Origin of the sequence: Marinobacter oulmenensis (assembly GCF_014201735.1) — a bacterium.
Lineage (GTDB): Bacteria > Pseudomonadota > Gammaproteobacteria > Pseudomonadales > Oleiphilaceae > Marinobacter > Marinobacter oulmenensis.
The window spans coordinates 236,581-258,447 of the sequence record NZ_JACHFE010000002.1; the positions used below are offsets into that span (position 1 = coordinate 236,581).

The 21,867-nt window shown below is 58.8% G+C and carries 20 protein-coding genes; 12 read left to right on the forward strand and 8 right to left on the reverse strand.

Annotated elements, in window-relative coordinates:
* The first annotated feature begins 81 nt into the window (after positions 1-81).
* Genes HNR38_RS04315 through rluB form a run of 4 tightly spaced genes read left to right on the forward strand, consistent with a single transcriptional unit; the run spans position 82 to position 3,777 of the window.
* Positions 82-1,296: a tryptophan--tRNA ligase gene (locus HNR38_RS04315; RefSeq protein ID WP_183700146.1), complete on the forward strand. Its 1,215-nt coding sequence runs from the start codon at positions 82-84 to the stop codon at positions 1,294-1,296.
* Positions 1,297-1,332: 36 nt separating this feature from the next.
* The gene (locus HNR38_RS04320) at positions 1,333-2,163 is read left to right on the forward strand and encodes a segregation and condensation protein A (protein ID WP_183700148.1); all 831 of its coding nucleotides are present in this window, start codon (positions 1,333-1,335) and stop codon (positions 2,161-2,163) included.
* Between the two features lie 9 nt (positions 2,164-2,172).
* Positions 2,173-2,787, forward strand: coding sequence for an SMC-Scp complex subunit ScpB (scpB, locus tag HNR38_RS04325; protein WP_183700150.1), 615 nt, complete (start codon positions 2,173-2,175; stop codon positions 2,785-2,787).
* A gap of 33 nt (positions 2,788-2,820) precedes the next feature.
* Complete coding sequence (gene rluB, locus HNR38_RS04330) at positions 2,821-3,777, forward strand: 23S rRNA pseudouridine(2605) synthase RluB (protein ID WP_183700152.1); 957 nt, start codon at positions 2,821-2,823, stop codon at positions 3,775-3,777.
* A gap of 18 nt (positions 3,778-3,795) precedes the next feature.
* On the opposite strand, the gene HNR38_RS04335 is transcribed toward rluB, so the two are convergent.
* Positions 3,796-4,725, reverse strand: coding sequence for a GGDEF domain-containing protein (locus HNR38_RS04335; RefSeq protein ID WP_343068231.1), 930 nt, complete (start codon positions 4,723-4,725; stop codon positions 3,796-3,798).
* Between the two features lie 303 nt (positions 4,726-5,028).
* Here HNR38_RS04335 and smc point away from each other — a divergent pair, with 303 nt between their 5' ends.
* The 3 genes from smc to ligA all read left to right on the forward strand — a co-directional run bounded on the left by smc (position 5,029) and on the right by ligA (position 11,664).
* Positions 5,029-8,523, forward strand: a complete 3,495-nt coding sequence (smc, locus tag HNR38_RS04340; protein WP_183700153.1) for a chromosome segregation protein SMC — start codon at positions 5,029-5,031, stop codon at positions 8,521-8,523.
* Between the two features lie 111 nt (positions 8,524-8,634).
* Positions 8,635-9,606, forward strand: coding sequence for a cell division protein ZipA (zipA, locus tag HNR38_RS04345; RefSeq protein ID WP_183700155.1), 972 nt, complete (start codon positions 8,635-8,637; stop codon positions 9,604-9,606).
* Between the two features lie 24 nt (positions 9,607-9,630).
* On the forward strand, positions 9,631-11,664 hold the full coding sequence (ligA, locus tag HNR38_RS04350) for an NAD-dependent DNA ligase LigA (RefSeq protein ID WP_183700157.1): 2,034 nt from the start codon (positions 9,631-9,633) through the stop codon (positions 11,662-11,664).
* A 1-nt stretch (position 11,665) separates the two neighbouring features.
* Here the strand turns inward: ligA and HNR38_RS04355 are convergent, their stop codons facing one another.
* From HNR38_RS04355 to flgA, 6 genes are all read right to left on the reverse strand, one after another.
* The gene (locus HNR38_RS04355; protein WP_183700159.1) at positions 11,666-12,298 is read right to left on the reverse strand and encodes a CBS domain-containing protein; all 633 of its coding nucleotides are present in this window, start codon (positions 12,296-12,298) and stop codon (positions 11,666-11,668) included.
* Between the two features lie 104 nt (positions 12,299-12,402).
* Positions 12,403-14,271 carry a bifunctional tRNA (5-methylaminomethyl-2-thiouridine)(34)-methyltransferase MnmC2/FAD-dependent 5-carboxymethylaminomethyl-2-thiouridine(34) oxidoreductase MnmC1 gene (mnmC, locus tag HNR38_RS04360; RefSeq protein ID WP_183700161.1) on the reverse strand — a complete coding sequence of 623 codons (1,869 nt, stop codon included), beginning with the start codon at positions 14,269-14,271 and terminating at the stop codon, positions 12,403-12,405.
* Between the two features lie 4 nt (positions 14,272-14,275).
* Positions 14,276-14,866, reverse strand: a complete 591-nt coding sequence (locus tag HNR38_RS04365; protein WP_183700164.1) for a peptidylprolyl isomerase — start codon at positions 14,864-14,866, stop codon at positions 14,276-14,278.
* A gap of 118 nt (positions 14,867-14,984) precedes the next feature.
* Complete coding sequence (locus HNR38_RS04370) at positions 14,985-15,455, reverse strand: flagella synthesis protein FlgN (RefSeq protein WP_183700166.1); 471 nt, start codon at positions 15,453-15,455, stop codon at positions 14,985-14,987.
* Between the two features lie 7 nt (positions 15,456-15,462).
* Positions 15,463-15,789 carry a flagellar biosynthesis anti-sigma factor FlgM gene (flgM, locus tag HNR38_RS04375; RefSeq protein WP_183700168.1) on the reverse strand — a complete coding sequence of 109 codons (327 nt, stop codon included), beginning with the start codon at positions 15,787-15,789 and terminating at the stop codon, positions 15,463-15,465.
* Positions 15,790-15,920: 131 nt separating this feature from the next.
* The gene (gene flgA, locus HNR38_RS04380) at positions 15,921-16,631 is read right to left on the reverse strand and encodes a flagellar basal body P-ring formation chaperone FlgA (RefSeq protein ID WP_183700170.1); all 711 of its coding nucleotides are present in this window, start codon (positions 16,629-16,631) and stop codon (positions 15,921-15,923) included.
* Positions 16,632-16,820: 189 nt separating this feature from the next.
* Between flgA and HNR38_RS04385 the strand changes: the two genes are divergently transcribed.
* From HNR38_RS04385 to HNR38_RS04405, 5 genes are all read left to right on the forward strand, one after another.
* Positions 16,821-17,750, forward strand: coding sequence for a chemotaxis protein CheV (locus HNR38_RS04385; RefSeq protein WP_183700172.1), 930 nt, complete (start codon positions 16,821-16,823; stop codon positions 17,748-17,750).
* 38 nt (positions 17,751-17,788) lie between these two features.
* The gene (locus HNR38_RS04390; protein ID WP_183700174.1) at positions 17,789-18,616 is read left to right on the forward strand and encodes a CheR family methyltransferase; all 828 of its coding nucleotides are present in this window, start codon (positions 17,789-17,791) and stop codon (positions 18,614-18,616) included.
* Positions 18,617-18,619: 3 nt separating this feature from the next.
* Positions 18,620-19,801, forward strand: coding sequence for an MFS transporter (locus tag HNR38_RS04395; protein ID WP_183700176.1), 1,182 nt, complete (start codon positions 18,620-18,622; stop codon positions 19,799-19,801).
* 15 nt (positions 19,802-19,816) lie between these two features.
* Positions 19,817-20,716 carry a LysR family transcriptional regulator gene (locus HNR38_RS04400; protein WP_183700178.1) on the forward strand — a complete coding sequence of 300 codons (900 nt, stop codon included), beginning with the start codon at positions 19,817-19,819 and terminating at the stop codon, positions 20,714-20,716.
* A gap of 105 nt (positions 20,717-20,821) precedes the next feature.
* Positions 20,822-21,190, forward strand: a complete 369-nt coding sequence (locus HNR38_RS04405; RefSeq protein WP_183700180.1) for a DUF7352 domain-containing protein — start codon at positions 20,822-20,824, stop codon at positions 21,188-21,190.
* An 85-nt stretch (positions 21,191-21,275) separates the two neighbouring features.
* On the opposite strand, the gene HNR38_RS04410 is transcribed toward HNR38_RS04405, so the two are convergent.
* Complete coding sequence (locus HNR38_RS04410; protein ID WP_183700182.1) at positions 21,276-21,806, reverse strand: isochorismatase family protein; 531 nt, start codon at positions 21,804-21,806, stop codon at positions 21,276-21,278.
* Positions 21,807-21,867 lie beyond the last annotated feature (61 nt).

The window sequence follows — 21,867 nt, forward strand, 5'->3', positions numbered from 1 at the left end:
GCCCGGTCAGCCAGATTTCCCGTATGCCAGCAAGGGCAGGGCGATCCGGTATTCTGTTCACAGAAAGAAGGAGTTTGTGCTTTGAGTTCTGTCGATTCCCAGCAACGGGTTTTGTCCGGTATGCGTCCGACCGGCAAGCTTCACCTCGGCCACTACCACGGTGTGCTGAAGAACTGGGTGAAACTCCAGCACGAATACGAGTGCTTCTTCTTCGTTGCGGACTGGCATGCGTTGACCACGCAGTATGACGATCCTTCGGGGATTGAACAGAGTGTCTGGGACATGGTGATCGACTGGCTGGCAGCCGGTGTGAACCCGGGCTCCTCGACGCTGTTCATCCAGTCTCAGGTGCCGGAACACGCGGAGCTTCACCTGTTATTGTCGATGATCACGCCGCTGGGCTGGCTCGAGCGTATTCCCACCTACAAGGATCAGCAGGAAAAGCTTCGGGAGAAAGATCTGGCGACCTATGGTTTCCTGGGCTACCCGTTGCTGCAGACGGCGGACATCCTGATGTACCGGGCCGGCAAGGTGCCTGTGGGGGCGGATCAGGTATCCCACGTGGAGATCACCCGGGAAATTGCGCGCCGTTTTAACCATATCTATGGTCGTGAGCCCGGCTTTGAAGAGCAGGCGGAAGCGGCGGTTGTCAAAATGGGCAAGAAGAACGCCAAGCTTTACCGCAACCTGCGCAAGCGTTACCAGGAAGAGGGTGACGCCGAAGCGCTGGAAACCGCCCGGGCTCTGCTCAAGGAGCAGCAGAACATTTCCCTGGGGGATCGCGAACGCCTGTATGGCTATATCGAAGGCGGCGGCAAGGTGATTCTGCCGGAACCTCAGCCGTTGCTGACACCGGAATCCAAGATGCCCGGCCTGGACGGACAGAAAATGTCCAAGTCCTATCACAACTACATTGGTCTGCGTGAGGAACCGGACAGTGTTGTCCAGAAAATCCGGACCATGCAGACCGATCCCCAGCGGGTACGGCGTACCGATGCCGGTGACCCGGAAAAATGCCCGGTCTGGGGCATGCATCAGGTGTATTCCGATGAGCAGACCTGTGACTGGGTGCAGAGTGGCTGTCGTACCGCAGGCATCGGCTGTCTGGACTGCAAGAAGCCGTTGATGGACGCCATCATTGAGGAGCAGCGGCCTCTGCACGAACGGGCCCGGGAATATGAAAACAATCCGGACCTGGTGCATTCGATATTGCAGGAAGGACGTGAGCAGGCCCGTGATGCTGCGCGTGATACCCTGGAGGAAGTTCGCGCCGCCATGGGGCTGGGCTACTGGTAAGCGCGCCAGTCAATGACGGGCAGGGTCGGGATCGACATGACGGAAGACACCACGGAAGCCCCGGAAACGCCAGTGGAAGGCTTTGGCGAGCAGCAGCCACTGGCGCTGGTCGAAGGCAAGCCGCTGGTGGACATGCCCAAGGATCTGTACATCCCGCCCGACGCCCTGGCGGTCTTTCTGGAGGCGTTTGAAGGGCCGCTCGATCTGCTCCTGTATCTGATCCGTCGCCAGAACATGGATATCCTGGATATCGACGTCAGTGAGATCACACGCCAGTACATGGATTACATTGCCGCGGTCGAGGCGATGCGGTTCGAGCTGGCCGCTGAGTATCTGGTGATGGCGGCAACCCTGGCTGAAATCAAATCCCGCATGCTGCTGCCCCGTCAGGAATCCGACGATGACGAGGAAGTGGACCCCCGGGCCGAGTTGATCCGTCGTCTGCAGCAATACGAACGGTTCAAGAAGGCGGCCGAGGATATCGACGCACTGCCGCGCCAGGAAAGGGACACCTTCGGTGGTTCGGCCGCCCTGCCGGAGCTGCCATCGTCCCAGCCTCATCCTGATGTTGAAATGAAAGAGCTGCTGCAGGCGCTTCAGGGCGTGCTTCAGCGGGCGGACCTCTTTACCAGTCATCATGTGGAGCGGGAGAAGTTGTCTACCCGTGAACGCATGTCCCAGATTCTGGCTGCACTGGAGGGAGATCAGTTTGTCGGCTTTGAAAGTCTGTTCACACCGGAAGAAGGACGTCTTGGTGTGGTGGTTACCTTTATCGCCACACTGGAACTGATCAAGGAACAACTGATTGAAATCGTCCAGGCGGAGGTTCTCGGCCCTATTCATGTTCGGGCTAGGGCCACAGGCTAGGAATTGGATATGAATGACGACCAACTGAAAAACCTGAGAGCCATCGTGGAGGCGGCGCTTCTGGCTGCCGCCAGACCGCTGTCGGTGGATCAGCTCCGGGAACTGTTTAGCGAGGAGGAGCGCCCGCCACGCCAGATCATGGAGGATGTTCTTGTCATGCTGGACGAGGCCTGCGAGGGCAGGGGTTTTGAACTGCGTAAGGTGGCCAGTGGTTACCGTCTCCAGGTCCGGCAGGCCTTCGCACCCTGGGTTGGGCGGCTCTTTGAGGACCGGCCACAACGGTACTCCCGCGCGCTGTTGGAAACGCTCGCGCTGATCGCTTATCGCCAACCCATTACCCGTGGGGAAATTGAGGAAATCCGGGGTGTCACGGTAAGCAGCAATATCATTCGCACGCTGGTTGAGCGAGAGTGGGTGCGCGTCGTCGGCCACCGGGACGTGCCGGGGCGGCCCGCGATGTACGCAACCACCCGCCAGTTTCTGGACTATTTCAACCTCAAGGGGCTGGATGAGCTGCCGCCTCTGCAGGAGATCCGGGATCTCGAGGAAATTGGCCGTGAGATCGAAAAAGACATGCAGGGTGATATCGAATTCGAGTCATCCGACGACAACACCATTCACTGATTTTATTCATCAGGCTTCAGCAAGGATTTAACCATGGCGTCACCCAGACCCGACAAAACCCGGACAACCGGTGATTCATCCGGACCGGAGCGCATTCAGAAGCTTCTGGCCCGGGCCGGCGTTGGGTCCCGTAGGGAAATCGAGGGCTGGATGGAGGCTGGACGCCTGCTGGTCAATGGTCAGCCAGCACAGCCCGGCCAGAAAGCCACCACCTCGGACCGGTTTGAGCTCGATGGCCGTGTCCTGGACGCCGGCCCCGCAGCTGAGGTGGTCCGCAGGGTTCTGATCTACAACAAACCGGAAGGCGAAGTCACCAGTCGCAAGGATCCGGAAGGACGGCCCACGGTGTTCGACCGGCTGCCTCGGCTGAAGGATCAACGCTGGATTGCCATCGGGCGTCTGGATATCAATACCACCGGTCTGGTGCTCTTTACCACCGATGGCGAACTGGCCAACCGCCTGATGCACCCGTCCGGCGAGATCGACCGGGAATATGCGGTCCGGATTTTCGGGGAAGTGGACGACGCCATGCTCGAACGTCTGCAGGAAGGCGTGTTGCTGGAAGACGGCACCGCACGCTTCTCGGATCTCAGCCCCGCCGGGGGCAGCGGTATGAATCGCTGGTTCCATGTCACCCTGATGGAGGGACGGAATCGTGAGGTACGTCGTCTCTGGGAATCCCAGGGGGTGAGGGTGAGCCGCCTGAAGCGAGTCCGTTATGGCCCAATCCTGCTGCCCAGCCGGCTGACTCAGGGCAAATGGGAAGAGCTTGATCAGAAGTCTGTGGATGCGCTGAGCCGGGAAGTGGGACTTACCCCGGTGGCAATCCCTGGCAAGACGCCTGACGAGAAAGCGGCCCATGAGCGAAAGCGGCGTAAAAAAGGCGTTAAACCCTCCTCACGCCGGAGTTGGCAGGTCAGTGATTCTGCGCCATCGAAAAGCCAGGCCGGGAAAGGGCCGAAGCGCTCCCCCTTGAAACGGCGCGGCTGATCCCGTCACGCTCCTGTTTCAAGAGATCATCGCAAAGGTGCGGGTGCAGTTTCTGCCCTGTGCCTTTGCCCTATAAAGGGCCTCGTCAGCCCGGATCAGCCACTGCTCCGGATTTTCATCCGACAGGTGGACGGCAACTCCGCAGCTGGCGGTGACCCCTACGGGCTCGTCTCCACCGTCCACCCTGATGCGGCTAATGGCATCCCGTGCACGATCCGCCACTTCCCTGGCTTCCTCAAGGCTGGTGTGCGGCAGCAGTATGGCAAACTCTTCCCCACCAAAGCGGTAGACGGTGTCGGATGTCCGGATGGATCGCTCAAGCTGCTCGGCTGTACGGGCAAGAATGTGATCACCGACCACGTGTCCGTGGCTATCGTTGATCTGCTTGAAGTGATCAAGGTCGCACAGGACCAGGCTCCACTCGGTGCCGTGCCGGCCGGACAGGGCAGCGGCCCGCACCAGATCCTCATCCATGGCGCGCTTGTTGCCAATGGCAGTCAGGGAGTCAGTCAGGGCCGCCTGTTCTATGGCAATGAACTGGCAGGAATTGCGAATGGGGCAGATGGCTGCCGCAATGACCATTTCAAAACCGCTTAGCTCTTCGTCACTGAACTTCTGGCGGCGGTGAAAAGTCAGGGTGCCGTAGTAGTGTCCGTCCAGGTTCAGGGCGTATTCACAGCGGTGTGGTCCGCCCATCCCGGTGGAGAAGACGAAATCCTGACGGGCAATGCGATGCCGGTAGTTCATGGCGTCAAAAGGAATGACCCCTTGAATTTCCTCAACCAGAATACCCAGTTGCGTCTCCAGTGACAGGGTGGTGGATAACCGCCTGGCCAGCCGCGTCAGCAGGTCGGGGCTGCTATTCCAATCCTGGAAGGATTGCTTCAGGGCGGCCAGGCGGGCCGGGCGGGAAGCTGCGGACTGAATGGAAGTCAGGTTTTTTACCACGGGGTCACTCTGTTGCTCGGGTATGTGTATGGTTTGTATATGCACCAAAAATGCCAGGACTAAATTAACCCTGATTTACAAAGGGTTATATGTGGCAATTCCAGTTATGCTTAAAGTTTTACCGCTTGAAAACGGGTGTGCGTCATTTTTCCGGCAGCCGGTTGCCGGACAGGCACCCTTCCATGGCAAATTCCTGTCAGAGGGGTGGGTCCGAATGGTGGCTGTGGTAAACTCCTGCGGTCCTACCGAAGTGGTCAATAAAGGGAATGCGAAAGACAATGCAATTTGAGGGAAGCGCCTGACATGCGGCTTAAGTCGATCAAACTGGCCGGATTCAAATCCTTTGTTGACCCCACCACCGTGCCTTTTCCATCCAACATGACCGCCGTAGTCGGTCCCAATGGCTGTGGCAAATCCAATATCATCGATGCCGTGCGCTGGGTAATGGGCGAAAGCTCCGCCAAATATCTGCGCGGTGAATCCATGACTGACGTTATTTTCAACGGCTCCAGTGCCCGCAAACCGGTCGGTCAGGCATCCATCGAACTGGTGTTTGACAACAGCGATGGCTCAGCGCCCGGTGAGTTCGCCCGCTTCAACGAAATTTCCGTCAAACGCCGCGTTTCCCGGGAAGGGCAATCGGACTACTTCATGAATGGCGCGAAATGCCGTCGCCGGGATATCACCGATCTCTTTCTGGGCACCGGGCTCGGCCCGCGCAGTTACGCCATTATCGAGCAGGGGATGATTTCCCGACTGATCGAAGCGAAGCCCGAAGAGCTGCGGGTCTACATCGAGGAGGCGGCCGGGATCTCCAAGTACAAGGAGCGCCGCCGGGAAACCGAAAACCGCATACGGCGCACCCAGGAAAACCTGGATCGCCTGACCGATCTCCGTGATGAACTGGGCCGGCAACTTGAGCATCTGGAACGTCAGGCGGCGGCTGCCGAGAAGTATCGCAACTACAAACAGGAAGAAAGGCTCAAGAAAGCCGAGTTGACCGTGCTCCGTTGGCAGGGGCTGGACCGCGACCTGCAGCAGCGGCGTGAAACCATTCGGGAAACGGAGCTGGAACTTGAGCGGTTACTGACCGAAAGGGTCAGCCTTGAAACCGCCCTCGAGCGTCTGCGGGACGATCACCACGAGCGCACCGAACATTTCAATCGTGCCCAGGCCCGCTATTACGAAGCGGGTGCGGATATTGCCCGGATCGAACAGAGCCTCGAACATCAGCGGGAGCGCAGCCGGCAGACCGCCGCGGAGTTGGACCAGGGGCTGGCCAATCAGCGTGAACTGAGCCGTGAACTGGAGCAGGACGAGGACAAGCTTGCCGCGCTTGAGGAAGAGCTGGCCATGGTCGGGCCGGAGCAGGAAGCCCTGGCTATCCGGTCCGAGGAATCCGGTGAACGCCTGCAACAGGCGGAAGAGGCCATGGCTGACTGGCAACAGCGCTGGGACCAGTTCAGCGCCCAGTCATCAGAGGCACGGCGGCAGGCGGAACTGGCCCAGTCGCGTATCCGGTCACTGGAAGATGCCATTGAGCAACTCAATACCCGTGAGCGCAAACTCCGGGAAGAACGGGAACAACTGGAGAGCCAGCTGGACCGGGAAGAACTCGATGAGCTGCTGGAGGAACAGGCAACCCTGGAGCTTCAGCGTGATGAGGCGGATGAACAGATTGCCTCACTGCAGGACGATGTCGCGGATCAGCGCCACCGGATGAAAGAAGCTGAACAGGCCGTGTCAGAGTCCCAGCAACGGGTCCACAGCCTGAGAGCGTCGCTTGAATCCCAGCAATCCATGCTCGAAGAGCAGCTGGGTGCGCAGAATTCCGGACTTCAGTCCTGGCTGGAGCAGCAGGGACTGGCGGATATGCCGAGAATCGCGGCGTCCCTGAGTATTGAGGATGGCTGGGAGTTTGCCGTCGAACAGGTGATCGGACGTTTCACTCAGGGTCTCTCATTGCCGGGAATGGACGGGCTGGAGGAGGCTCTGGAGCAGGCGCCGCGTGGGCTTGCGCTGGTTCAGGGACAGTCCGGAGGGGACAGCAGCGCTAAAGGTCTGGCCGCCAAGGTGGCCGGTGTTCCAGCGCTGCAGTCTTTGCTCAACGGGGTCGACACCGCGAACAGTCTGTCGGAGGCGCTGGAGCGCCGGGCTTCCCTGGCCCCCCAGGACAGTCTGATCACTCCGGAAGGCATCTGGGTATCGCGGGACTGGATACTGATGCCGGATGCTGATGCCAGTCATACCGGGGTGATCGAACGGCAGAAAAAAGTTCGGGCGCTGGAGTCGGAACTTGAACAGGCGGAAGCCGAACTGGAGACGGCGACCAGACACCAGGAGCAGGGTCAGGAGGCCTATGAGCGGGCTGAAGCTGCCCGGGAGGATGTTCAGGGGCAGAAGGCCGGTGTCGAAAGGGAACTGGCTTCTCTGGCTTCGAGGGTCAGTGGCCTGAAGGCAAGGGCCGAGCAGATCGAAGCCCGCCTCGGGCGGATCCGCGAGGACATCGATGATGTTGCCGGCGAACTCGTCGAGCAGAAGGAAACACTGCAGGAAGTCCGGGAAGAGTGGGACATCGCCCTGGCATCCAGTGAGGACCACGAGGAAGAAAGAGAGCGGTTGCTCGAAGAACGCGACCGACGTCGCGAGGATCTTGATAACGTCCGCCAGGAAGCCCGCCACGAGCGTGATCACGCGCATCAGCTCCAGCTGCAGATGCAGACCCTGCAGAGCCAGAGGGACGCCCTGAACCAGACCCTGGAACGCAGCCGGCTTCAGAAGGAGCGTCTGGATGAGCGTCTGGACATCCTCCGTGAAGCTCGCGAAAGCGCGGAAGAGCCCATCGAGGACCTGCAGATGCAGCTCGAGGGGCTTCTTGATCGTCGCCTGGCCGAAGAAGAAAAACTCGGATCGGCCCGGGATGCATTGGAGGAAATCGATCATGACGTCAGGGATCGTGAACAGGGCCGCAGCAGGGTTGATCACACACTGCAGGAGGTTCGCTCCCGCCTCGAAAAGCTCAAGATGGAGTCCCAGGCGCTTGAAATCCGGTCAACAAACCATCTGGAGCAGCTTGAAGGCCTGGAAACCAGTCTGAAAGCGGTGCTCGAAACGCTGCCGGAAGACGCGGATGAAGAAACCTGGGCGAGGGAAGTCGAAAAGATCGGCAATCGGATTCAGCGTCTCGGAGCCATCAACCTCGCTGCCATTGACGAATTCCAGGTCCAGAAAGAGCGCAAGACCTATCTGGATGAGCAGTACGATGACCTGGTTGAGGCTCTGGAGACCCTCGAGAACGCCATCCGCAAGATTGATCGCGAAACCCGTCAGCGTTTCAAGGAAACGTTTGATCAGGTCAATGGTGGGTTGCAGGCACTGTTTCCCAAGGTGTTTGGCGGGGGCAATGCCAACCTGGAACTGACAGGCGAAGATCTGCTTGAAACCGGCGTGGCGATCATGGCCCGTCCACCGGGCAAAAAGAACAGCACCATCCATTTGCTGTCTGGTGGTGAGAAAGCGTTGACGGCAATCGCGCTCGTGTTCTCGATTTTCCAGCTCAATCCCGCGCCTTTCTGTATGCTTGATGAGGTGGATGCGCCTCTGGACGACGCCAATGTGGGCCGGTATGCCAACATGGTCCGCGAGATGTCGAAACAGGTGCAGTTCATCTACATTACCCACAACAAGATCGCCATGGAAATGGCGGATCAGTTGATGGGTGTGACCATGCACGAGCCCGGTTGCTCCCGGCTGGTTTCCGTGGATGTCGATGAAGCTGCGGCGCTGGCTGAGGCATGACCCGGAGGATGCCGCATGACAAAAAAGCCATCTCCGCCCGGGCGCGTTGTATTCCCCCGGAGCATTTCTTAGAGTATCACCGTTTAACACTGTAAACAGGACCGTCGTTATATGTCGCTTAGGGAATGGTTAATCGCCATCGGTGCCCTGGTTATCCTTGGTATTGTGATTGATGGAATCCGGCGTATGCGCCGGGCCCGGAAGGAGTCCATGGCCATATCCTCGAGTATGGGCGCGGATGATCTGTCGGAATCGCCACTGGATGACGATTACAATCCCGAATTGCCCAATGGCGGCGCCCGCACCATTTCCCGGGGCACCCTGGAAGAGCGGGGCTACGTGACACCGGAGGCCGGCACCTCGGTGCAACCGGAGCCGTCTCCTGAAGCGTTTTCCAGTGCCGATGAGGACGTTACGCCGGAAACCGGATGGGGTGCGGCAGACGACCCTGAGGAGCCGGAATCCGGACCGGTACAGTCTGAGCCCCATCCGGAGCCGGTTGAGCCATCCGGCGACCAGCATGCAGCGAACTCCATTAGGGAGGCGCAGGAACCGCCTGTCATTACCACGGAGGTGGAGCAGGATACCGCCCGTCGTGACAGGGCTGAGAAGCCGGGCAATCAGCCACTGGCCGGTGCCAATCGTCCGGAGGCCCGGGAAGTGGTGGTGATCAACGTACTGGCGCGTCCGGATGAACAGTTTGAAGGCAGTGCCCTGAAAAAACTGTTTGAAGCCTGTGGGCTGGAACACGGCGACATGGATATCTATCACCGGCACGAAGGAACGGATACCCACACCCCCGTTCAGTTCAGTGTTGCCAGTGCGGTCGAACCGGGAACCTTTCGGCCCTCCGACATGCCTGGCCTGAAAACCCCCGGGATCAGTTTCTTCATGAGTCTTCCGGGGCCCACGAATGCTATGCAGGCTTTTGACTTCATGCTAGAAACGGCCCAGTGCGTGGTTCGCAACCTCGGGGGCGAACTCAAGGATGAACGTCGCAGTGTCATGACCCCCCAGACCATCGAACACTGCCGTCAGCAAATCCGCGAGTTTGAACGAAAGCAGCGTTCACAGCGTCCCTAACATCCCGTCAGGAAAAGCACCCGGATGACCTCTGCCACTGAATCTGTTCAACGGCGCGTGCAGGAGCTGCGCGCCGCCATCGAAGACCACAACTACCAGTATTATGTTCTGGATGACCCCAGAATTCCGGATTCCGAATACGACCGGTTGTTCCGCGAACTGCAGGAACTCGAGCGCAGCCATCCTGAACTGGCAACAGAGGATTCACCGACCCGCAGGGTAGGCAGTGCCGCGGAGACGAGTTTTGATGAGGTCGTCCACCGTCTGCCGATGCTGTCACTGGATAATGCCTTCAGCGAGGAGGAACTGCGCGATTTTGACCGAAGGGTTCATGATCGCCTGGGTAGTGCTGATGACATCGTTTACGTTTGTGAGCCGAAGCTTGATGGTCTGGCCGTCAGCCTGCACTACGAGCGGGGCGCCCTGACGCTGGCCGCCACTCGGGGCGATGGCTATGCCGGTGAGGACATCACCGCCAATATTCGGACCATCCCCTCGGTGCCATTGAAACTCAGAGGTGAGGATTTCCCGGATCTGGTGGAAGTGCGCGGTGAAGTCTATATGCCCAAGGCGGGTTTCGAGAAGCTTAACCGACGGCTGGCTGACAAGGGCGAGAAGACCTTCGTCAATCCGCGCAACGCCGCCGCAGGCAGCCTCAGGCAGAAGAAGTCGACCGTGACCGCCCGCCGGCCTCTGGAATTCTGTGCTTACAGCCTGGCGGTCACTGATGAAAGTCGTCTGCCGGACACCCAGTGGGACAGCCTCCAGATGGTCAAAGGCTGGGGCTTCCGGATCAACCCGGAGATGCGCCGGGCCGAAGGTGTCGATGCCTGTCTGGACGCCTACAACGAACTGATGGAAAAGCGCGATACCCTGCCTTACGAAATTGACGGGATCGTGTTCAAGGTGGACCGGTTGTCACTGCAGCAGCAACTGGGGTTTGTTTCCCGTGCCCCGCGTTGGGCCATTGCCCAGAAATTTCCGGCCCAGGAGGAACTCACGGTCGTTGAAGGCGTCGAGTTTCAGGTTGGCCGGACCGGTGCGGTAACGCCGGTCGCCAGGCTGAAGCCGGTCTTTGTGGGCGGGGTCACCGTCTCCAACGCGACGCTCCACAACATGGACGAAATCCAGCGGCTTGACGTCCATATCGGCGACACGGTGTTCATTCGCCGGGCCGGGGATGTGATCCCCAAGGTCGTCAAGGTGGTCCGGGAAAAACGTCCGGCGGATGCCCGGCCGGTGGTGATGCCCACCCAGTGTCCCGTCTGTGATTCCGATATTATCCAGATTGAGGGTGAGGTGGTTGCCCGCTGTTCCGGCGGGTTGTATTGCCCGGCCCAGCGCAAGGAGGCCATTCGCCATTACGCGTCCCGCAAGGCACTGGACATTGAGGGCCTTGGCGACAAGCTGATTGATGTTCTGGTGGAAAAGGGCCTGGTCAGCACCGTGGCGGACCTGTATCGCCTTGAGGCCGGGCAGGTCGCGTCTCTTGATCGCATGGGGGAGAAATCCGCGGAGAACCTGATTGCTGCCATCGATGGCTCCCGCAAACCGCTTCTCTGGCGTTTCCTCTATGCCCTGGGTATCCGGGAAGTGGGGGAAAGCACCGCAAAGTCGCTCGCCTCCCACTTTGGCACACTCGAAGCCATCGCCGAGGCGGATGAAGATCAGCTGACGGAAGTGGCGGATGTCGGGCCCATCGTGGCCGGCCATATCCGCAGTTTTTTCGAGCAGTCCCACAACCGGGAAATACTGGAGGCGCTGAAAGAGGCGGGTGTTCAGTGGCAGGAGGAAACGGTCACCGCTGGCCAGGCGAAACCCCTGGCCGGGGAAACCTGGGTTCTGACAGGCACGCTGTCTTCAATGACCCGGGATCAGGCCCGGGAAAAACTGGAATCACTGGGTGCCAAGGTGGCGGGCAGTGTGTCCGGCAAGACGGCCTGCGTGGTCGCCGGAGAAGCGGCAGGCTCCAAGCTCGCCAAGGCAGAAAAGCTGGGTGTGCAGGTTATGGATGAGTCAGCTCTGGGCGAATTTCTGAAGAATCACGGCCTGGACTGAGTCAGACCGCGCCTTCCTGCCGGCTGACGTTGGCGTAGAGTTTCAGATAATCCGTGCTGGTGACAATGCCGGTCGGTTTGCCGGTGGTATCAACCACCAGTGCGGCGTTCAGCTGGTGGGCCAGCATCAGCCGGGCCAGTTGGTGGGCATCGGTTTCCGGTGACGCGGTAAGAAAGGCGGGCAGCTCGATGTGCACGAGGGATTGGTTCATGCTGGCGGAGGTGTTCTCATGCAGCCAACTGAGCAGCCAGCGAAGGTCCAGCAGCCCCGCGACGTTGTTCTCCGCCAGAATCACCAGGTGATGGACACCACTGTCCTCCATCAATCCCAGTGCTTCACCGACCGTGGCGGTGGCCGGGGCTGTGTAAATGGCCGGAGAACTGATCTCCGATACCGGTAGATAGACTCGCTCCTCGGGTCGTTCCCCGGCGGCGGCACCATATTCCTGCAATGCTTTCTGACGGCTGCCGCTATGAGCGGCCTGCTGGAACTCCGCGTCGGTTGCTTCACTGTGGCTGGCGGAAATGGGGCCGGCCTCGGTCAATTCGGTTACATCCCCCACACGGCGATTGCGAAATACTTCCGGCAATCGCGTGCCGACCGGTCGGCCCGGCTCACTGACATGGATCGACATTGCACACCTCTATGGATCATGGCCTGGAAATCCTGCCGGGCCTCTTTCTTATTAACGGCAAGGCTCCGATTTCCTTCATACCCTAGTTGGTGGCAGGCGGCAAGTTACTTTGGGTAGAGTCGATTCGGTTGCACCCGCCTGCACAGGTGCGCGGGAAGGCAGGATGGCTGACCGGTCAGGCAGTCAGCAAGGTGCTCTGCCAGCAGGGGAGCCCAGGCAAGCCCTTTGCTGCCAAACCCTCCGAGCAGATAAAGACCCGGCGGGCCAGACCCTCCTGCGCCGCTCAGGGGACCGGCGGCAGGCTGGTAGTCGTGGGTTGTGCAGCGGAAGGAGACCCGACCGGTCAATGTGTCTGGCTGCACTGTGTCATCGCCGACGACTGCAGGCAGCATTTGCCGGAGTTCCTGCAGGTTATGGCGGTGGCTTTCCGGCGTTTCCGACGGGTTGTCGTCGTGTAGATCAAAGGTTGCTCCGGTGACTGCGTGGTCGCCATGGGCGGGGTTCAGGTACTTGGTCCCGGAAATGACAATGTCAGGAAGATTGAAGCGGGCGGCCGGCAGGCTGGATATCTGGCCCCGGATATTCTTGAGCCTGAGCCGGTCGCCTTCGGGCAGCAACGATGCACTTTGATGGCCGCCAGCCACCACCAGTCGGAGAGTTCTGATGGGCTCGCCCTGATCATGATGGACCAGCCAGTGTTCGCCCTGTCTTTCAATGTGGCTGACCTGGTGGCCAAACCGGCGCTCAATGTTGTCGTGCTGGGCCAGGGTGCGACAGGCTCTGGCTGGCTCCAGCCAGCCAGAACCGGGAAACCACAGCCCGTCGGATTCCACGGGCAGGCCGGCCAGTTCCGAGGCCTGCTCGGGGTTAACGGGCTTCAACAGCTGTTCCGGATACCGGTTACGGGCCAGAAAACGGCGTTGCCGGTCCGCCTCTTGTTCCGTGGTTGCCAGTTGCAGCAGTCCCGTCGGATGCCAGAACTGCCCCTGCCAGGGTTGATAGAATCGCTGACTGAACGCCAGGGCGGTGGCAGAAAGTTCGGTCTGGGCGTTGTACTCAATGCCCAGCTTGACGTACAGCGCCCCCTGGGGATTGCCTGATGCTTCTTCGCCCGGCTCCCGGGCACGGTCAAGCAGAATGACCTGAAGACCTCGGTCAGCGAGATTTCGGGCGAGGGTGGTCCCGGCGATACCGGCGCCAACGATAACAATCGGCTCATCGCCGGTTACAGAAGCCGGAGCCGGACCGTCCAGGTGACCGGTCAGCATGTCCCTTTTGCGGCCGAAGCCCGGAACTTTCGCCATCGCAAAGCCCGCCCCGGCCAGGGCGCGCCTTATCCGCCCGACGGCCGTGAAGGTTGCCAGGGTGCTGCCGGGTCGGCTGTGCTGGCGTATCAGTTTGATGGCCTGTTCCAGCCACATATCCGGGTTTTTCGCCGGTGCAAACCCGTCGAGGAACCAGGCGTCTGCCTGGAAATCAAGGGCCTGCCAGGCGTCGAGGACATCCCCGAAGTACAGCGTTAGACGGACTCTGCCTCCAGCCAGGACCAAACGGTGGGTGCCTTTGAGTAAGGGGGGATAGTGTCGGATCAGTTCGTCAGCCTGATCGGAAAGCGCAGGCCAGAGTTCCAGAGCGCGGGCAAGATCTTCCCGGGTGAGCGGGTAACGCTCTACCGATACGAAGTGCAGGATGCCTTTGTCCTCTCCGGGGCGCTGGTCAAGCCATTCCTTCCAGGCACTCAGAAAGTTCAGGCCGGTGCCAAAACCCGTCTCTGCGATCACAAAATGGCTGCCGGCCGGCAGCGCACGGAAACGTTGAGGCAGGTTGTTACCGTCCAGAAAAACATGACGGGTTTCAGCCAGCCCGTCATCGCGGCTAAAATAGACATCCCCGAACTGCACGGATTCCGGGACGCCGTCTGACCACCGAAGCTCTGCCGGTTCAAGGGCGGGGGATACGGGCTGATCTGCCATCCGCTCAGTCGTCCGGGTTCAGTCGTTTGACGCTCTGGATGACAACGGGCTCTCTCGGCACATCGGACATGCCGCCAACCCGGCCGGTCTCGACCCTGGCGATACGGTCGATCACCCCCATGCCTTCGGTCACTTTGCCGAAGACCGCATAGCCAGGCCCGCGCACACCGGCGTTCAGGAAACCATTGTCGGCGACATTGATGAAAAACTGCGAGGTAGCGGAGTTCGGGTTACTGGTCCGGGCCATGGCAATGGTGCCCCTCAGATTGGGCAGGGTCTCAGAGGCTTCATTGGTGATGGGAGCGTCGGTAGTCTTGCGCGACATGGCCTTGTCAAAGCCGCCCCCCTGGATCATGAAGCCGGAAATCACCCGGTGGAACAGCGTATCGGCGTAGAACCCTTCGTCTACGTACGAGAGAAAGTTTTCGACCGTCTCCGGGGCCACGTCGGGCCGAAGTCTGACCACGAAGGCGCCTTCAGATGTGACAAAGCGGACACTGGGCAGCGGTTCAGCAGCATGGGCCGGGCCGCCCAGGGCCAGCAACGCCACCAGAAAAGCTGAGACAAAATTGAGGGCAGGGGAAGCGTGTTTCATGTCAGGACCACTCGACGCTATTGAACATTAACCATCGGCCCGGATGCCGGCAAATGGGAACCGGGCCGGATATTAGCAGACTCCGGCCCGATGAATCATGATCAAAAGCAAAACGCTCTCAGGCGCTGGCCAGTACGGTGCTACTGGAGACCCTGGTCTGTTCGCCCTTGGCGCCGTAGAGTTTCTGTTGGCTGGAAGCGCCGCGGAAAATGTCTGTCAGTCTTCCCAGGCGTTTCTGCAGATGGCCGACAACGCGGCCATTGTTCTGGTTCAGGGATTGGCAGGCGCGAAGTTTTTCATCGGCCTGTTGCCAGAGCTGGTAGAGGTCGTCCATGCCGGCTGCGCGGATGAAGCGGGAAGGGGCGCCGGCAGTGGGCTTGTAGCCCATGCTGACGAGCAGGTGAATCTTGCGCTTGGCGCGTTCCCGGATAGCTTCGAGAATCGCGTTTTTTTCCGAAGTGATGCCCTGGAGCTCTGAAATGTCAGAGGACGAGAGTGTCGTTTTTTCCCGGGACAGGACATCCGTCAGATTGTCCAGTTGACGGATGTCCTCCTGGAGGAGTTGTTTCAGATCATCAATTGCGGCCATGATTTACTCACCCGAAAATGCTTTTATCCATCTCAAGCATTTTCTGGGCCAGTTTTTCCGCATCCACCTTGTAGGTTCCGTCTTCAAGGGCCGAGCGAATCTCGGCTATACGGTCATCATCCATTTCTGGAGCCTCTCCGAGTTTCTGCTCCAGCTGCTTCAGGTTTTTGGCCTGACTGCTGAGGCTTACGTTATCACCGCGCGCTGCTGCTCCCTGAGCCTTGCTCTGCTCGCCGGCCGGTGCCTGTGAGTTCTGGCTACCGGAAGATTTGTCGGCCGTGGTTCTGGGGTTGTTGACCTGGCCCGGGCCAATTCCATTCAAGTCAACTGACATAAGAGTACCTGCTTGCCTTGGGCCACAGCGATGGCTGTGGCGAATTCTGGTTTATAGCTACTTAACGGCAACGGATCGCCATACTTTAGAATAAAACCGGAAAAAAATTGCCGCCCCGGAAGGCGGGCCTCTTACATAGGGATTTCCACCCTTCCTGGCGCGATTACCCTGGCCCTGACTGTTCGTGCCGAGCTCAGATTTTCAATCAGTACCTGATCGCCGACACTGGCGTTTGCCAGGGCCTTGCCTCGGGACTGAACCGAAAACGACTCGCTTCGAGCCACGATAATAACATGGTCGCCACGCTCAATGGCATCCGGTGCCTCCAGGAGGTCTGGCGTGATCAATGTGCCGGCCTTGACCGGACGGCGCAGGATCATGCCGGTAATCTGTTCCCTGTCGGTCAGCACGCCTTTATAGCTGGAGTTGAGCTGAACCTCCGAGACTTTCAGCAGGCTGTCCTGGAGAAGCTCCCCTCTTGCCAGCGGCCGTGCTGCAACCAGTCCCGGGCCGAAGATATCCAGATCGGCGGTGACGTACATTCGCCAGGGGCGGTTGCCGCTGCAGGCTACCAGAACCGAAGGTCGGGTTGAGCGCATGGGGTCCGTGCTGAAGCTGGTTTCCAGCTCCCCGGGGCAGTCCGCCAGTGAAACCCGGCTGTCAATGTGCCCGACCTCGAACTCAATCCGGATATTCCGGGAAGATTGCTCGTCCGCCCACTGCTGCAGGAAAAGGCGGGTCGCCTCCCGGATGTCATCGGCTTCAGTTGCCGCTGCTGCCCTTGTTCCCTGGAGGCTCAGCAATAGCCCGAGGGTAGCCAAAAAGATGGTTCGCTTCTGCACCGGATTGTCCTATGCTGTCACCAAAAGGATAAATAAAATTAACCTTAATGAACGAGCGCTCCCCGCCGATAAAACCTGTATGGTTGCGGGGAAACGCGTCAACGTTTTGACCCATATCCGGGAAACGTCCGTATAGGACGGTATAAAGCAAATTCAATGCCGGCTTCGGCACGCCAGGAGTGAAAAATCATGGCAGGTGTTTTGGACAGCGTTAACCAACGCACTCAAATGGTCGGGCAGAACCGGCTCGAGCTTCTGCTGTTCCGGCTTGTGGGCCAACAGGTATACGGCATTAACGTGTTCAAGGTGAGGGAAGTGCTGCCTTGCCCCAAGCTGTCGTCAATTCCCAATAGCCGAAGTGTGGTTCGGGGCGTTTCCCACGTACGGGGCGAGACCATCCCCATTATCGATCTGAGCATGGCCATTGGCCTGCCGGGCATTCCGCAGGAAAAGCTGTCGACCAGTTTTGTTATCATCACCGAGTACAATCGCAAGACTCAGGGTTTCCTGGTGGCCGGCGTTGAGCGGATCATGAACATGAACTGGGAAAATATTCTTCCTCCACCCAAAGGGGCGGGCAAGGACGTATACCTGACTGCGGTTACCAAGGTTGATGAAAAACTCATTGAAGTCATCGATGTAGAAAAGATTCTTGCAGAAGTTTCTCCGCTGCGTGAAGATGTCACCGAAGAGCTGGTCGCTCGAAGCACGACTCGCGAGCCTGCGAACCTGCCTGTACTGGTGGTGGATGATTCATCCGTAGCCCGGCGCCAGATCCAGCGCTGTCTGACAGCGATAGGTCTCGAGGTGGTGACCCGCAATGACGGCAAGCAGGCGCTGGAGCACCTCAGGGAAGTTACCCAGGATGGCTCCAAGGCAACCGATCATTTCGCGATGGTGATCTCGGATGTGGAGATGCCCGAGATGGATGGCTACACCCTGGTTACCCGGGTCAAGGAAAGTCCGGCATTGCACGATATTTATGTCATGTTGCATACCTCCCTGAGTGGTGTGTTCAACAAAGCCATGGTACAAAAGGTCGGCGCTGACGACTTCATGGCCAAATTCAGCGCCGATGAGCTGGCGGAGCGGGTCATGGAGATCCTCGACAGGACATGAGCTCGTCCGGACGTGTTCACTCCCACAGCAGAGATTCAATGAAAGCGGAAATAACGCCCCAGGAATACGAAGCGTTCAAAACGTTCCTGCAGGATGCATGTGGCATCCTGCTTGGAGACAATAAGCAGTATCTGGTGAAGAGTCGTCTGCGCCGGATTCTTGAGGAGAACAGCCTGAATTCACTGGGCGAGTTGCTGGAGCGACTCAAACGCCCGGGCAGGAGTAACCTCAAGGAGGTGGTGATCGATGCAATGACCACCAATGAGACGCTCTGGTTCCGTGACAATCATCCTTTCCGGATCCTCCAGGAGAAACTGCTTCCCGAGTTTGCCGAGCGCAAGAACAATCAGCCGTTGCGGATATGGTCGGCGGCCTGTTCCACCGGCCAGGAACCCTATTCCGTGGCGATGGTGACCGAAGAGTTCCGTCGAAACCGGCCGGGAAGGTTGCGGGATGTGAAGATCGTCGCAACCGACATCTCCAAAAGCGTTCTGGAAGTGGCCCGCCGGGGCGAGTATGAGATGCTTGCCATCGGCCGCGGTCTGTCGCCGGAACGGCAAAAGCAGTTCTTCGCGTCATCCGCCAATGGCGGTTGGCAGATCAAGCCGCAGATCAAATCCATGGTGGAGTTCAAGGAACTGAATCTGCTCGAGCGCTATCTGTTGGGCAAGTTCGATGTCATTCTTTGCCGGAATGTTCTGATTTATTTTTCCGCAGATCTCAAGAAAGACATCCTGACCCGTCTGCATGCTTCGCTGAATCCCGATGGTTACCTGATTCTTGGAGCCTCTGAGTCTCTTAATGGCCTGTCTCATCTGTACGAAATGGTGCAGTGTCACCCAGGCATCATCTATAGGAAAAAATAGCCCGTGCCCTTGAATGTATGGGTGCTGGTGGTCGCCCAGGCCCTGGCTATGTGCACGGCACCCTTTATTGTCTTTATTGGCAGTATCCAGGGGCGGCTGTTGGCGCCGGCCCCGGAGTACGCAACGCTCCCGGTCGGGTTGGTTGTGGTGGGCACGGTGCTCTCCATCAAGCCGGCAACCTGGCTGATGGCGCGGCTCGGACGCAAGCCTGTCATGCTGTTGGGTACCGTGGCCGGAATGGCCGCCGGCATGGTCGGTCTGCTGGCATCCTGGCAGTCGAGTTTCCTTCTAATGTGCCTTGCCGCACTGATGGGTGGCAGCGGGTTGGCGGTTGTCCACCAGTACCGTTTTGCCGCCATGGAGTCAGTCAAGCCGACCCTGGCGGGTTCTGCGGCTTCCCGGGTTCTTCTCGGCGGCCTGGGCGCTGCCTGGCTGGGGCCTGAAGTCGCCGCCCTGGGTGGTCATGAGGGTGACAGTTATCCATTTCTCTACAGTTGGGCAGGGCTGATTGCCGTTCAGGCCTGTGCCTTTGCGATTCTCTTTCTCGGATACCGGGCTGCCGGGGAATATACATCACACCGGGCCCCGTCCGGTGGTCGCCCTCTGAGCGAGATTCTCGCCAATCCTCTGGTCTGGACTGCCATTAGTGGTGCCGCCATCGGCTACGCGGTGATGAGTTTTATCATGACGGCCACGCCGCTGAGCATGACTGAGATGGCGGGCCATCCAATGGATGATGCCAAACGGGTTATCCAGTTACACATCATGGCCATGTACCTGCCTTCACTGATATCCGGCTGGTTGACACGGGTAATGGGTATCCCGTTGATGATGGTCGTGGGGTTGGCGGCCTATACCGGCTGTGTGGTTCTGGCGGCCAATGGCATCAGTTTTCACCATTATCTGTCCGCTCTGCTGCTTCTCGGTGTTGGCTGGAACTTTCTGTTTGTCGGTGGAACGACGCTGCTACCGCAGGGCTATACCGACCAGGAGCGCTTTCGGGTTCAGGGTGTTAATGACATGCTGGTGTTTGGCACCCAGGCTTTGGCGGCCCTGAGTGCTGGCGCGGTTCTGGCGAATTTCGGGTGGATGCTGCTGGTTATTTTTACGGTTCCCCTGCTGGCGTTCCACAGCATTCTCATGGCGGTCTGGCTAACAGGGCGGACAAACCGCGGAACCGGATAAGTTCAGGGGAGGTGTATGGATCAGCTTAATCTCAGGCATCTCTATTATTTCTGGATGATTAGCCGGGAAGGTTCCATTGCCCGAGCCAGCGAGGTTCTCGACCTGGCGCCCCAGACGCTTAGCGGACAGCTGTCAACGTTTGAAGCTCAGGTTGGCGGGCGCCTGTTCCGCCGGGAACGTCGTCGGCTGGTGCTGACCGATCTCGGGGAGATGGTTCAGGGCTATGCCGACGATATTTTTGCGCTGACGGGCGAGTTGCATGAAACTTTGCGCCTCGCGCCTTCTGATCGCCCACTCCATCTGTCTGCCGGTGTGTCGGCGACCATTCACAAGCTGATTGCCTATTATCTGCTGCAGCCCGCCATGCATTTGGATCGTACTATTCATCTGGACTGTCGAACCGGTCGGACCGAAGATCTGCTTCATAGCCTCAAGCGCCGGGAACTTGATGTGGTGTTAACTGACCGAATGCCAACACTGGAAGGTGTGGACCGGTTTGCTGTGCACCCTTTGTCCAGTTCGACGATCAGTCTGTTCGCCGCTCCGGCGCTCGCTGAAGCTTTGAGGGCAGGGTTTCCGGAATCCCTCAATGGCCGTCCTCTGCTTGCCAATGCCACAGACACACCCTATTTCAGCAAGCTGATGAACTGGCTGACCCTGAACAATGTCAGGATGAACCTGGTTGCCCGAGTGGACGACAGTGCATTGATCAAGGTGTTTGGACGCGAGGGGTTCGGTGTATTTGCGGCGCCGACGCTGATCCAGGATGAAGTCTGCCGTCAGTATGAGGTGGAGCGGGTGGCCTCTTTGGATGAGGTGACCGATCAGTTGTTTGCCGTGACTCGTAACCGCAGCCCCGCCCATGAGGGTGTTCGTGCCATCTGCGTGGCGGGAAACGTGGATAAGCGCGGATAAGCATCGAAAAATACGATGCATAAAGATCAAGAAAGCTTATTTTGTCGAACTCTATTTTCCTTCATCCTGACCCTGTGTTCGATGCGAACCCGGAGGAGGGAAGCCATGAAAACGATTCACAAGTTCCGTCTTGAAGCAGGTAAGGAGCCGACCAGTCTGACCCTGCGTGAAGGGTTTCAGGTGGTTCGGTGTGAATATCTGGTGCCCGAGAAATCCGTTTTCCTCTGGGTCCAGCAACCCCTGAATGTGACAACCCCGACGGTTGAGCGGCACTTCCGCGTCGCCATGTCCGGTGAGCCGGTACCTGATAGCTACGGCTATGTTGATACTGCTCTTGACCCATTTGGTCCGGAGGCCTATCACGTGTTTGAAGTGCCTGAAGCTGAATTGCACGCCATGACCGAGGGTCACGGGCAGGCAGATAACCCCATACTGGATCAGTCCGGTTGGCGCGCTGCACGGTTTGTATTCTGAGGAGAGTGTTGACCTGTCCTGGAGTGTTCTTGAAGACGTCTCACTGTGTGTCTGGGCCCCATTAGGGGCCCCTTTTTTTGCCTGTTCACTTGATTAGCGCCTGAACCTCCCGGAACCGGGGATGGCGGCAGTGGACCATCCACTCAAAGGCCACCATTTCAACCGTAACCGCCCGGGCCCCGCTCTGTTTCAGCCTCTCCAGGGCGGCATCCCGGTCACCATCGTCCCGGGAACCGGTCGCATCAGCCACCACCCATACCTTGTAGCCGGCATCCAGCAGACTGAGTGCCGTCTGCATCATGCATACGTGAGTTTCGCAGCCGGCAATCACGATATGCTGACGCCCCTCCGGCATCTCTTCAACCAGGCCGTCAGGACAGGCATCAAAGTGGTATTTTGAAACGGTTACATCCGCCAGTTCCCTTATCTGCTCGGAATTGTGACCAAGTTTTTCCGGTAGTTGTTCGGTGGCAATAACCGGTACGTCAAGAAGCTGGGCAATTTGGGCGAGCTGTATACATCGCCGGGTGACCGCCTGTCCGTGGCTGATCGCGGGCATCAGGCGGTCCTGAACGTCTATGAGAACGAGAAGGGACTGATCGGATTTTATTAGCATTGTTTTGCCTCCCTGGTGGCGGTTTCTTCGGACAGCATACGCGATTCGGGCCAGCCCTGAA